Here is a 13,028-nt window from a genome sequence, read left to right on the forward strand (position 1 = left end):
GGGGCACGACTTAACGCACCGCGGTGCCGGACGCTGAGCCCGTTGCGCCCTTCTGCGCCTGCTCTTCCTTTTCGCGGTCCGCTGCCGGCATCAGCCGCTTGCGCTCGCGTTCCTTCATGTAGGCATCGTATTGCGGCGTCCCCGCCCGCGGCGGGGCGTCCGCCGGCAAGCCGCCGGCCCATTGCGGGACGTAGTCGCCCATGTCGGACGAGAGCTTTTCGTTGACGGTGCCGCAGCCGGACAGGCCCGCGGAGAGCGCGAGGAGGATCAGGAGGGAACGGGAGGGTCTGGGCATTGTACGGACGCGAGGTCAGTCGTGTTGGACGCCAGGTCAGGCTGTCGCCGGGAGAGTAGCCTTCAACAGGTAAAATAGACTTATTCGAGGTGGGTAATTTGATACCGGAGTGTGCCGACCCAGGCCCTGCCGATGTTCAAATTCTGCAAACAAAAGACGAAATCCTCCATCCACCCGGCTGACAGCGTTTCTAGACTGCGGCAAGAGCTCGCGACAAAGCGCCTTGATCGGGAGATAGGGCTTTTTCGTTGACAGGTCCATTTTGTTTGTACAATCGTACAAATGATAAGCGATTGCAATCGCGATGCCGGGTTTACTCGGACGTCACCCGATATCGCTTCTGCCGTCGGCAATCGGAACGCTCGGCTTGCGCGGAATGGTCGCCAAACGTCCGATTGACAATAAGGGCGCGAAAGACGCCATGTGGCGCGCGACATCACGCGTGCGTGAGCTAAACTTTAAGGCAAGGATCGGGCACTCGGTCCAGCGCACAAGAGATCAGGAATGAAGGGGAGGGACATCTGATGTTCGAACGCAAACAACTGTCTCGTAGGACTGTTTGGGCTGCAGCAGCTGCCGCCATCGCGGGCCTTGCGGCCATCGCACCGGCCAAGGCCGAGGATAGCGTCAAGGTCGGTCTGATCCTGCCGATGACCGGCGGCCAGGCCTCCACCGGCAAGCAGATCGAGAACGCGATCAAGCTCTACATGCAGCAGAAGGGCGACACCGTCGCCGGTAAGAAAATCGAGATCATCCTCAAGGACGATGCTGCGATTCCCGACAAGACCAAGACCGCCGCGCAGGAGTTGATCGTCAACGACAAGGTCAATTTCATCGCCGGTTTCGGCGTGACGCCGGCCGCGCTCGCGGCGGCGCCGCTGGCCACGCAAGCCAAGATCCCGGAGATCGTGATGGCGGCCGGCACCTCGATCATCACCGAGCGCTCGCCCTATATCGTGCGCACCAGCTTCACGCTGGCGCAGTCCTCCACCATCATCGCCGACTGGGCGGTGAAAAACGGCATCAAGAAGGTGGCGACCCTGACTTCGGACTACGCGCCGGGCAATGACGCGCTCAACTTCTTCAAGCAGAACTTCACCGCCGGTGGCGGCGAGGTGGTCGAAGAGGTGAAGACGCCGCTCGCCAATCCCGATTTCGCACCGTTCCTCCAACGCATGAAGGACGCCAAGCCTGACGCGATCTTCGTGTTCGTGCCGGCCGGCCAAGGCGGTAACTTCATGAAGCAGTATGCCGAACGCGGGCTCGACAAGGCCGGCATCAAGGTGATCGGACCGGGCGATGTGACCGACGACGACCTCCTCAACAACATGGGCGACGCCGTGCTGGGCACGGTCACCGCGCACCTCTATTCGGCGGCACATCCCTCGCAGATGAACAAGGATTTCGTCGCGGCCTACAAGAAGGCCTACGGAAACCGGCCGGGCTTCATGGCGGTGGGCGGCTATGACGGCATTCACCTGATCTACGAAGCGCTGAAGAAGACCAATGGCGACACCGACGGCACCAAGCTGGTCGAAGCCATGAAGGGCCAGAAATGGGAGAGCCCGCGCGGCCCGATCTCGATCGACCCCGAGACCCGCGACATCGTGCAGAACATCTACATCCGGAAGGTCGAGAAGGTCGACGGCGAGCTTTACAACGTCGAGTTCGCGACCTTCGAGGCCGTCAAGGATCTCGGCAAGACCAAGAAGTGACGCGCGAAAGCGCGTCATCCCGGAACTCTCACCTGTCCCGCTTGCGGGAGAGGTCGGCGCAAAGCGCCGGGTGAGGGTTCTCTCCTCTGGGGGAGTCTTCGTTGTTGAGGCACCCTCTCCCCAACCCTCTCCCGCAAGCGGGAGAGGGAGCGCAGCACACCCCTGGCTACACCTGAGATAACTTCCGGCCTTCAATGACCTCAATCCTCACCAACCTGTTCGATGGCGTTGCCTACGGCATGCTGCTGTTCGTGCTGGCTTGCGGGCTCGCGGTCACGCTCGGCTTGATGAACTTCGTCAACCTCGCCCATGGCGCCTTCGCCATGGCCGGCGGCTATGTCTGCATGGTGCTGGTCAACCGGATGGGCTGGCCATTCTTCGCGGCATTGCCGCTCGCCTTCGTCTCCTCCGCTGCGATCGGCATCGTGCTCGAGCGCACGCTGTACCGACACCTCTATGCGCGCAGCCATCTCGACCAGGTGCTGTTCACGATCGGCCTCACTTTCATGTCGGTCGCGGCCGTCGATTACATCCAGGGTTCGTCGCGGGTCTTCATCAACCTGCCGGCGGCGCTCCAGGGTCAGTTCGACCTGTTCGGCGTTGGCATCGGCCGCTACCGGCTGATGATCATCGTGATCTGCGGGCTGCTCACCATCGGTCTCCAGATGGTGCTGGCCAAGACGCGGTTCGGCAGCCGCCTGCGCGCTGCGGTCGACGATCCCCGCGCCGCGAGCGGCCTCGGAATCAACGTGCCGCAGGTGTTCGCCTTCACATTCGCTTTTGGCTGCGGCCTGGCCGGCCTCGGTGGCGCGCTGAGCGCCGAGATCCTCGGCCTCGACCCGTACTTTCCGCTGAAGTTCATGATCTACTTCCTGATCGTGGTCACCGTCGGCGGCTCGTCCTCGATCACCGGCCCGTTCCTGGCCTCGCTGCTGCTCGGCATCGGCGACGTCGCCGGCAAATATTACGTCCCGAAGATGGGACCTTTCGTGATCTACACCATGATGATCGTGATCCTGATCTGGCGCCCGAACGGTCTGTTCGGCCGCACGGCTGCGCGTTGAGTCGCCGATGAGCGCCTCCTCCGACGTCGGCTATCACGCCCAGCGCCAGGCACGCTGGCACTATGGCGAGGCCGCTTTCTGGCTGATCGTGCTGGCCTGCGGCTTCGTATTTCCCACGCGCTACCTGATCATGACGGACATCCTGCGGCTCGCGCTGTTTGCGATGTCGCTCGATCTGATCCTCGGCTACGCCGGCATCGTCTCGCTCGGCCATGCCGCCTTCTTCGGCGTCGGCGCTTACGCGGCGGGGCTTCTCGCGCTGCACGGGATCATCAACGAGCCCGTCCTTGCGCTTGTTGTCGCCGGCCTTGTCGCGATGGTGCTCGGCTTCGCCACCAGCTTCCTGGTGATCCGTGGCGTCGATCTCACGCGGCTGATGGTGACGCTCGGCATCGCGTTGCTGCTTGAGGCATTGGCCGAACGCTTCTCCAACATCACCGGTGGCACCGACGGCCTGCAGGGTATCGAGATGCAGCCGATCTTCGGCGAGATCCCGTTCGACATGTTCGGCAAGACCGGGTTCTTCTATTCGCTCGCCGTTCTGTTCTTGTTGTTCCTGTTCGCCCGCCGCGTCGCGCACTCGCCGTTCGGGCTGTCATTGCGCGCGATCAAGAACAATCCGCTGCGCGCGGCCGCCATCGGCATACCCGTCAACCGCCGCCTGATTGCGATCTACACGCTCGCGGCGTTCTATGCCGGCATCGCAGGCGCGCTGTTCACCCAGACCACCGCGATCGCCTCTCTCGATGTGTTCGCCTTCGAGCGCTCGGCGGACCTGATGCTGGTGCTCGTCATCGGCGGCACCGGCTATCTCTATGGCGGGCTGATCGGCGCAGTGCTGTTTCGCATGCTCCAGGAATTGTTCTCGACCATCACCCCGCAATACTGGCAGTTCTGGATCGGCCTCGTGCTGGTCGCGATCGTCCTGATCGGACGGCAGCGCCTGCATCGCTGGATGCTGTATGTGCCCAATCTGGTCATCAGGCAGATAGCCGGGCGCAAGGCCGTCGTCGCCGCGCCGGAGAGCGACGCATGACTATCGCGCTCGAAACGCAGAATCTCGAAAAGCAGTTCGGCGGTCTGCGCGTCACCCGCGATCTGTCCTTGAAAATCGAGCAGGGCGCCCGCCACGCGCTGATCGGCCCGAACGGCGCCGGCAAGACCACGGTCATCAACCAGCTCACCGGCGTGCTCAAGCCGAACTCGGGCCGCATCCTGCTCGAAGGGCAGGACATCACGGATCTGCCCGTGCACAAGCGCGTGTTGCGCGGCTTATCGCGTACCTTCCAAATCAACCAGCTCTATCCCGACCTGACCCCGCTCGAGACCATCGGTCTCGCTGTCTCTGAGCGCCTAGGCCATGGCGGCGACTGGTGGCGGCGGATGGGCACGCGCAGGGACGTCAACGGCGAGATCGCCGACCTCCTGACGCGTTTCCACCTGCTCGACGTCATGAACGAGCAGACCGTGACGCTGCCTTATGGCAAGCAGCGCCTGCTCGAGATCGCGGTCGCGATCGCCGCCAAGCCGCGCGTGCTGCTGCTGGACGAGCCCGCCGCCGGCGTGCCCGAGAGCGAGCGCCACGACATCCTCGCCGTCGTCGGCAGCCTGCCGCGCGATGTGACCGTGCTACTGATCGAGCACGACATGGACCTCGTGTTCTCTTTCGCCGACCGCATCTCTGTCCTGGTCTCCGGCGCGCTGCTCACCGAAGGCCCGCCCGAGCAGGTCGCGCGCGACCCGCAAGTGAAGGCGGTCTATCTCGGCGAGGAGGCGGTCAATGTCTGACCTGCTCGCGATCGACTCGCTTCGCGCCGGTTACGGCGAGGCCGTGGTGCTGCCGAACATGTCCCTGCGTCTCGCCGAAGGCCAGGTGCTGGCGCTGTTGGGGCGCAACGGCACCGGCAAGACCACGCTGATCAACTCGATCGTCGGCGTCACCCGTCGCTTCTCCGGCACTGTCGGGCTGGCCGGCACCGACGTCACGACCTTGCGGCCGGACCAGCGGGCGCGCGCCGGGATCGGCTGGGTGCCGCAGGAGCGCAACATCTTCCGCTCGCTCACGGTGGAGGAGAACATGTCCGCAGTGGCCCAGCCCGGCCCCTGGACCGTCGAGAGGGTCTACGAGATGTTCCCGCGGCTGAAGGAGCGGCGGAGCAATTTTGGCAACCAGCTCTCCGGCGGCGAGCAGCAGATGCTGGCGATCGGTCGCGCGCTGACCCTCAATCCGAAAGTGCTTCTCCTGGACGAGCCGACCGAGGGCCTTGCCCCCATCATCGTCGAGGAGCTCTTGAGAGCGATCGGGACCATCACGCGGGCGGGCGGCATCTGCTCGATCATCGTTGAGCAGAATGCCCAAAAGATTCTGGGGCTGGCCGACCGTGTTGTGATATTGGAGCGCGGAACGATCGTCCACGACGCCCCGAGCGCCGCGCTGAAGGCCGACCCGTCGGTCCTCGAGCGCCACCTCGGCGTCGCAGGGGCGGCGGCCCACTAAAAAATTCACGGGAGTTTAAGAATGCAGCGAACCAAAGCCCCCTTCCGCGCCGACGAGGTCGGCAGCCTCCTGCGCCCCGCCAAGATCAAGGAAGCCCGCGCCAGGCTGGAGAAGGGCGAGATCTCGGCCGACGACCTGCGCAAGATCGAGGACATGGAGATCGAGAAGGTCGTGCATAAGCAGGCTTCGCTTGGCCTGAAGCTCGCAACCGACGGCGAATTCCGCCGCTCCTGGTGGCATTTCGACTTCCTGGCAAAGCTCACCGGCTGCGAAATGTTCCACCCCGACACAGGCATCCAGTTCGCGGGCGTCGAGACGCGGCATGACGCGGTGCGCGTGATCGGCAAGCTCGATTTTCCCGACGGCCATCCGATGCTGGATCACTTCCGCTTCCTGAAGAAGGTCGCCGACCAGGCTCACGTCACCGCCAAGATGACGATCCCGTCGCCGGCGGTGCTGCACTTCCGCGGTGGCCGCAAGGCGATCTCCAAAGACGTCTATCCCGATCTCGACGCGTTCTACGAGGACCTCGGCAAGACCTACCGCAAGGCCGTGAAGGCGTTCTACGACGCCGGCTGCCGCTATCTCCAGTTCGACGACACCGTGTGGGCCTATCTCTGCTCGCCGGACGAATTGCAGAAGGCGCGCGAGCGGGGCGACAATCCCGAGGGTCTCCAGCAGATCTATGCGCGCGTCATCAACTACGCGTTGGCCGAGAAGCCCGCCGACATGGTGGTGACGACGCATGTCTGCCGCGGCAATTTCCGTTCGACCTGGATTTCGTCAGGCGGTTACGAGCCGGTTGCCGAGACCATGCTCGCCGGCACCAATTACGACGGCTATTTCCTCGAATACGACAGCGACCGTGCCGGTGGCTTCGAGCCGCTGCGCTTCCTGCCCAAGGGCAACAAGGTCGTCGTGGTCGGCGTCATCACCTCGAAGTTCGGTGAGCTCGAGAATAAGGACGCCATCAAGCGTCGTCTCGAAGAAGCTGCCAAGTTCGCCCCACTGGAGCAGCTCGCACTCTCCCCGCAGTGCGGTTTTGCCTCGACGGAGGAGGGCAACGTCCTCTCCGAAGAGGAGCAGTGGGCCAAGCTCAGCCTCGCCGTGGAGATCGCGAAGGAAGTGTGGGGCCAATAAGGCCCCACTCGCTCGCTGTCATTCCCCGCGCAGGCGGGGAATCCAGTACGCCGCGGCTTCTCGGAGAATCGCTGACTTCTCGGCGTACTGGATCGCCCGGTCAAGCCGGGCGATGACAGCTGAGGGTGAGGCACACGCCCTTCATTTCTCCGCCAGATAAACCTCGCCCAGTAGCGACGAGTTCGACCACGGCACCTGCTTGTTCTTCGTGGTCGAGACCACCTCGGCCCGCACCCGCGTCAGCATTTGCTGCACTTCCAGGCCGGGCGTGCCGAGATGGCGAGAGAGCGCGGCGGAGAACGGCGAGTTGGCGCCTTCGCCGTCGAGCGCGACCTGGCCCGGCGCAGTGGCGAAGGCGATCAGCGTGCCGGCGCCGAGCGTCGCGCCGGCGCCCAGGCTCGTTGGCGCTGCGAGGCCCGAGGCAGCTTCGATGGCGCGGTTGGTGCCGGCTGATGCGACCTGCTGTGCCATCGGATTATTGCGGCAGGCATCGAAGATCAAAATGTTGGTGCGGACCTGGTCGTCGAGGCCGGCCATGATCGTGTCCATGTCGATCATCGCGTCCGTCATCCTCGCGCCCGGCTTGAGTTCGACGTCGACCGGAATGAGATAGTTGCGGCCGTCGACCTGCACGCCGTGGCCAGCATAGTAGACCACCACGACCTGCGCCCGCGCCGCCTCCCGCAAGAAGTCACGCGTCATCTTCTGCATCGCCGAGCGGTCGAGGTCGACGCCTTCTGATACAGTGAAGCCGATATCGCGCAGGCTCTTCGCAACGGCGCGCGCGTCATTGGGCGGATTGGGCAGCGCCTTGACATGCGCATAGGCGCCGTTGCCGATGATCAGCGCCATGCGCGTGCCGCGCGCGGCCGGAGCAGGCGAGGGAGGCGCCGCGGCACCCGTCTGCTGGGGAGCCGGCGCCTTTGCCGGCTGCGTCGTCGGTGACGGCGCATCGCGCGGGATCGGTGCGCTTGCGTCGGTGATCAGCGACAGCCGCGCCTTTGCGGTGGCTTGATTGGCCTTGCTGCCGGCATCGGACGCCGCGATCGCCAGAGTGGCCTTGTAGTCGTCGCTCGCGTGCGCGTAATCGCCTTTCGTCTCATAGGCCAGCGCGCGATGGGTGTAGCCCGAGATCAGCACGCTGTTCGGCGGCGTCATGATGTTGACGGGCGGCTTCTCCTTCGCGAGCCGAATCGCTTCGCTGCCGTCGGCAATCGCGCGATCGTAATCGCCTCTGACACGCCAGATCGCGGTCCGGTTGATCAGCGGCTGCGGCAACGTCGGGTCGAGCCGGATCGCCTGGTTGATGTCGGCCAGCGCGCCGTCGAGGTCGCCGAGCGCCTCCTTGGAGATGCCGCGGTTCTGGTACGAGAATGCCGATTTCGGATCGGCTTTGATCGACATATCGTAATCGGCAATGGCCTTGGCGTAATCGCCCTTGCCGCGCCAGGCATTGCCGCGATTATGGAAGATGGTACCATCAGGCGGGCCCAGGTTCAGCGCATCGTCGAAATCGGCGATCGCGATCTCGTACTCGCCTCTGTCATAGTAGGCCGATCCCCTGAGATTATAGACTGCCTGGCTCGGCTGGAGCCGGATCGCTTCCGTGGCGTCGGCGATGACCTTTAGGTATTCGCCCTTCTTGTTCCAGCCCACCGCGCGCCAGAAGTAGACCGTTGCGAGCTGCTCGCCCTTGAACACCTTCAGCGCAATGATCTTGCTGCAGGCATCGATCATCTGGTCCGCCGGCGTGGTGTCGGTGGTGCAGAGCGGCCCAAGCTGGCTGCGCGCCTGCGCAAAAGCGGGCGCCGACCACAGGGTTGCGGCGAGCAGGCAGAGCGCGACGAGCAGGCGACGCATTGGCGGTGGTCCCGTTGAGGAGAGGCGTCTGTTGGTTGCCCGGCAGGGGAAGGTGGTTCACGGCCTCGCTGTTGTGCACATGGCAAACGGGGGCGGCTCTATCCCTATTCCCTCAGTGGGCAGATTTTGCTACGAGGCATTACCCAACCCTTCTGCCCACCGCGTCCCACTCCATGAAGAATGACGAAATCCTGAGCCAAATCACCGAGTTCTGCCGTAAGGCGGACATGGCGGAGTCGACGTTCGGACGGCGCGCGGTGAACGATGGGAAGCTCGTGCACCGCCTGCGCGAGGGCAAGCGCATCACGATCGACACCCTGGACCGAATCCAGGCCTACATGGCCGCATCGATGGCCGGCGGCGTGCCGCCGCCGCGGGGACTTCAGGTGCCCCCGGAAAAGCGCGATCCGCGCGGCAATTTCCGCTTTTTCGAGAACCGCCAGAAATACCTGCTGTTCGTGCACACTTGCAGTGAGAAGCGGGTGGTCGCCGAGCGCGTGGCGCTGGAGCTTGCCAGCATCCATCCCCGGCCCCCGGCGCTGCGCGTGTTCGATGCCGGTGTTGGCGACGGCACGGTACTGGCGCGCGTGCTGCGCTCGATGCATCAGCGCTTTCCACACATGCCGTTCTATGTCGCCGGCAAGGAGCTCAGTCTCGAGGACCTCCGCCTGACGCTGGACAAGGTGCCGGATCGCATTTTCGAGCATCCGGCCTCGGTGTTCGTTTTTACCAACATGCTTTATGCGGAGGCGCCTTGGCTCACGCCTTCATCGCCCGCGGCGGCAGCCGCGACAGTCTGGCATGAAGTTCCCCTGCGGGGTGCTTCCTCGGGCGAGTTCGAGACGCAAATCGCGGAGTTGAAGCCGTTTTTGGAGCAGAACTGGCGCGCAGCGGTCAGCCCGCGCACGGGAATGCCGCTCTATGAGCGGCCTGTCGTGCTGGTGCTCTACCGTGAAGACCAGCGGTTTCTGCTCGATTCGACCATTCCGCGGCCGGGCCAGGCCGAGGCCAATTTCGATCTCGTTATTGCATCCCAGCCATACCGCGCGCTGTCCTCGGTCAATTTTCGGGCAAAACGGATCATTGCGCCCCTGGCCCGGGCCTTGCGGGCGGGCGGCCGCCTGATCGGAATTCACTCCCATGGCCAGGATCCGGGCATGGAGATGATCCAGGCGATCTGGCCCGGAGAAAACCCTTTCTCGGTGAGCCGTCATGAGCTATTGCGCGCGGTGAAGTATGAGCTCGGCTCGGTGGGCCGCGACTTAAATTTTAATGCTTACGCAGATAACCGCTCGATCTTCAGGTATGATATGGAAGCGCTGCCCAACGAGGTGACGGGCACTATCGGAACCTCGACGGCCTTTGCAGCCTGGAATGCGGCGGTGTATGTCGCTCAGATTGAGGACGACCGGTTGACGGAAATGACTCAAAACGGCCGCACTCTGGATGCCGCCAGGGACGTGCTGCGAAAGTACAATGGGCTCTGGTTTCTCGACGAATCCTACGTCATCTCGCGCCGGCGTGATTGACATCATTGAAAGCTAAACATCGCAAACGCCCGCCAGCTAGCGGCGGAACAAGGGGTTACTGATGCGCGCGTCCTATCTCTTCACCAGCGAGTCCGTGTCCGAAGGCCATCCGGACAAGGTGTGCGACCGGATCTCCGACGAGATCGTCGATCTGTTCTACCGCGAAGGACCGAAAGCCGGCATCGATCCCTGGCAAATTCGTGCCGCCTGCGAAACGCTCGCGACCACCAACAAGGTCGTGATCGCCGGTGAGACCCGCGGTCCCGCATCCGTCACCAACGAGCAGATCGAAGGCGTCGTGCGCGCCGCGATCAAGGACATCGGCTACGAGCAGGAAGGTTTCCACTGGCAGAAGGCGGACATCGAGATCCTGCTGCATCCGCAGTCCGCCGACATCGCGCAGGGCGTCGATGCGCTGCAGCCGGGCGAAGTCAAGGAAGAGGGCGCGGGCGACCAGGGCATCATGTTCGGCTACGCCACCAACGAGACGCCGGATCTGATGCCGGCGCCGATCTTCTACGCCCACAAGATTCTGCGCCTCATCTCGGAAGCGCGTCACTCCGGCCGCGAGAAGGTGCTGGGCCCGGACTCCAAGAGCCAGGTCACCGTGCAGTACGAGAACGGCAAGCCGGTCGGCGTGCGCGAGATCGTGGTCTCGCATCAGCATCTGGTCGAGGACATCTCGTCCAAGCAAATTCGCGACATCGTCGAGCCCTACGTGCGCGAGGCGCTGCCGAAGGAATGGATCACTGCGAAGACCATCTGGCACATCAACCCGACCGGCAAGTTCTACATCGGCGGTCCCGACGGCGATTCCGGCCTGACTGGCCGCAAGATTATCGTCGACACCTATGGTGGCGCGGCCCCGCACGGCGGCGGCGCGTTCTCCGGCAAGGATCCCACCAAGGTCGACCGCTCCGCGGCTTACGCTGCTCGCTACGTCGCCAAGAACATCGTCGCGGCCGGTCTTGCGGATCGCTGCACGCTGCAGCTCGCCTACGCCATCGGCGTGGCGCGTCCGCTGTCGATCTACATCGACACCCACGGCACCGGTAAGGTGTCGGAGGAACAGCTCGAGAAGGCCGCCGCCAAGGCGATGGATCTCACCCCGCGGGGCATCCGCAGCCATCTCGATCTCAACCGCCCGATCTACGCGCGCACCTCCGCCTACGGTCATTTCGGCCGTACCCCCGACAACGAGGGCGGCTTCTCCTGGGAGAAGACCGATCTCGTCGAAGCGCTCAAGCGCGCAGTCTAAACGCTCTTACCTCGCCCTGCTTGCGGGGAGAGGTCGCCGCGAAGCGGCGGGTGAGGGGGACTCTCCACTGGCTCAGTGCGCGGATGGAGCCCCTCACCCCAGCCCTTTCCCCGCAAGAACGGGGAGAGGGAGAAGACTGTGCCGCAAGGCGCTTCGTTTGCTTCGTTACTGACACGCCAGACCCACCACTAGGAAACAGACATGAACGCGAAGCCCGGCTTCACCGATTACATCGTCAAGGACATTTCGCTCGCCGATTTCGGCCGCAAGGAGCTCTCGCTCGCCGAGACCGAGATGCCCGGCCTGATGGCCACCCGCGAAGAATATGGCCCGAAGCAGCCGCTGAAGGGCGCACGCATCGCCGGCTCGCTGCACATGACGATCCAGACCGGCGTGCTGATCGAGACGCTGGCAGCGCTCGGCGCCGACATCCGCTGGGTCTCCTGCAACATCTATTCGACGCAGGACCACGCCGCGGCGGCGATCGCAGCCGCCGGCATTCCTGTGTTCGCCGTCAAGGGCGAGAGCCTTACCGAATACTGGGACTACACCGCCAAGCTGTTCGACTGGCACGGCGGCGGTCACCCGAACATGATCCTCGACGACGGCGGCGACGCCACCATGTACGTCCATCTCGGCCTGCGCGCCGAGAACGGCGACACCAAGTTCCTGGACAAGCCGGGTTCGGAAGAAGAGGAAGTCTTCTTCGCGCTTCTGAAGAAGCAGCTTAAGGAGAAGCCGAAGGGCTACTTCGCCGAGATCGCCAAGAGCATCAAGGGCGTTTCCGAAGAAACCACCACGGGCGTGCATCGTCTCTATGACATGCAGAAGGCCGGCACGCTGCTGTGGCCGGCCATCAACGTCAACGACAGCGTCACCAAGTCGAAGTTCGACAACCTCTACGGCTGCCGTGAATCGCTGGTCGACGGCATTCGCCGCGGCACCGACGTGATGATGTCCGGCAAGGTTGCGATGGTCGCGGGCTTCGGCGACGTCGGCAAGGGTTCGGCCGCCTCGCTGCGCCAGGCCGGCTGCCGCGTCATGGTCTCCGAAGTTGATCCGATCTGCGCGCTGCAGGCGGCGATGGAAGGCTATGAAGTCGTGACCATGGAAGACGCCGCGCCCCGCGCTGACATCTTCGTCACCGCGACCGGCAACAAGGACATCATCACGATCGAGCACATGCGCGCGATGAAGGATCGCGCCATCGTCTGCAACATCGGTCACTTCGACAACGAGATCCAGATCGCGGGTCTGCGTAACCTGAAGTGGACCAACATTAAGCCGCAGGTCGACGAGATCGAATTCCCCGACAAGCATCGCATCATCATGCTGTCGGAAGGCCGCCTCGTGAACCTCGGCAACGCGATGGGCCATCCGTCATTCGTGATGTCGGCCTCCTTCACCAACCAGACGCTGGCGCAGATCGAGCTTTTCGCCAACAACAAGGACGGCAAGTACAAGAAGGAAGTCTACGTGCTGCCGAAGTCGCTGGACGAGAAGGTGGCCCGGCTGCATCTCGCCAAGATCGGCGTCAAGCTGACCGAACTGCGCAAGGACCAGGCCGACTACATCGGCGTCAAGCAGGAAGGCCCGTACAAGTCGGACCATTACCGGTACTGATCGGCTGATCGCATCTACAATTGACGCAAAGCCCCGGAGCGATCCGG

11 protein-coding genes are annotated in these 13,028 nt (G+C 63.6%); 9 read left to right on the top strand and 2 right to left on the bottom strand.

Annotation, left to right across the window (positions count from 1 at the left end; all coding sequences use genetic code 11):
* Positions 1–10 precede the first annotated feature (10 nt).
* On the bottom strand, positions 11–295 hold the full coding sequence (locus AC0L30_RS31935) for a hypothetical protein (RefSeq protein ID WP_007601969.1): 285 nt from the start codon (positions 293–295) through the stop codon (positions 11–13).
* A gap of 524 nt (positions 296–819) precedes the next feature.
* Here AC0L30_RS31935 and AC0L30_RS31940 point away from each other — a divergent pair.
* From AC0L30_RS31940 to AC0L30_RS31965, 6 genes are all read left to right on the top strand, one after another.
* The gene (locus tag AC0L30_RS31940; RefSeq protein ID WP_007601970.1) at positions 820–2,010 is read left to right on the top strand and encodes an ABC transporter substrate-binding protein; all 1,191 of its coding nucleotides are present in this window, start codon (positions 820–822) and stop codon (positions 2,008–2,010) included.
* A 194-nt stretch (positions 2,011–2,204) separates the two neighbouring features.
* Positions 2,205–3,074, top strand: a complete 870-nt coding sequence (locus tag AC0L30_RS31945) for a branched-chain amino acid ABC transporter permease (RefSeq protein ID WP_007601971.1) — start codon at positions 2,205–2,207, stop codon at positions 3,072–3,074.
* A 7-nt stretch (positions 3,075–3,081) separates the two neighbouring features.
* Positions 3,082–4,110 (top strand): branched-chain amino acid ABC transporter permease, encoded by a 1,029-nt coding sequence (locus AC0L30_RS31950; protein WP_007601972.1) that lies wholly within the window; start codon positions 3,082–3,084, stop codon positions 4,108–4,110.
* A complete protein-coding gene (locus AC0L30_RS31955) occupies positions 4,107–4,862 on the top strand; it encodes an ABC transporter ATP-binding protein (protein WP_007601973.1) in 756 nt (251 codons plus the stop codon). The genes AC0L30_RS31950 and AC0L30_RS31955 overlap by 4 nt, the downstream gene beginning before the upstream one ends.
* Positions 4,855–5,571: an ABC transporter ATP-binding protein gene (locus AC0L30_RS31960; RefSeq protein WP_007601974.1), complete on the top strand. Its 717-nt coding sequence runs from the start codon at positions 4,855–4,857 to the stop codon at positions 5,569–5,571. The genes AC0L30_RS31955 and AC0L30_RS31960 overlap by 8 nt, the downstream gene beginning before the upstream one ends.
* A gap of 21 nt (positions 5,572–5,592) precedes the next feature.
* Positions 5,593–6,711 carry a cobalamin-independent methionine synthase II family protein gene (locus AC0L30_RS31965; protein WP_007601975.1) on the top strand — a complete coding sequence of 373 codons (1,119 nt, stop codon included), beginning with the start codon at positions 5,593–5,595 and terminating at the stop codon, positions 6,709–6,711.
* Positions 6,712–6,852: 141 nt separating this feature from the next.
* Here AC0L30_RS31965 and AC0L30_RS31970 read toward each other — a convergent pair whose 3' ends face one another.
* Complete coding sequence (locus AC0L30_RS31970) at positions 6,853–8,571, bottom strand: caspase family protein (protein ID WP_473406044.1); 1,719 nt, start codon at positions 8,569–8,571, stop codon at positions 6,853–6,855.
* 173 nt (positions 8,572–8,744) lie between these two features.
* Between AC0L30_RS31970 and AC0L30_RS31975 the strand changes: the two genes are divergently transcribed.
* From AC0L30_RS31975 to ahcY, 3 genes are all read left to right on the top strand, one after another.
* Positions 8,745–10,100: a hypothetical protein gene (locus AC0L30_RS31975; RefSeq protein ID WP_007601977.1), complete on the top strand. Its 1,356-nt coding sequence runs from the start codon at positions 8,745–8,747 to the stop codon at positions 10,098–10,100.
* A gap of 61 nt (positions 10,101–10,161) precedes the next feature.
* Positions 10,162–11,358 (top strand): methionine adenosyltransferase, encoded by a 1,197-nt coding sequence (metK, locus tag AC0L30_RS31980; protein WP_007601978.1) that lies wholly within the window; start codon positions 10,162–10,164, stop codon positions 11,356–11,358.
* 201 nt (positions 11,359–11,559) lie between these two features.
* Complete coding sequence (gene ahcY / locus AC0L30_RS31985; protein WP_007601979.1) at positions 11,560–12,981, top strand: adenosylhomocysteinase; 1,422 nt, start codon at positions 11,560–11,562, stop codon at positions 12,979–12,981.
* Positions 12,982–13,028 lie beyond the last annotated feature (47 nt).

This window comes from Bradyrhizobium sp. MI1.11, assembly GCF_055811255.1.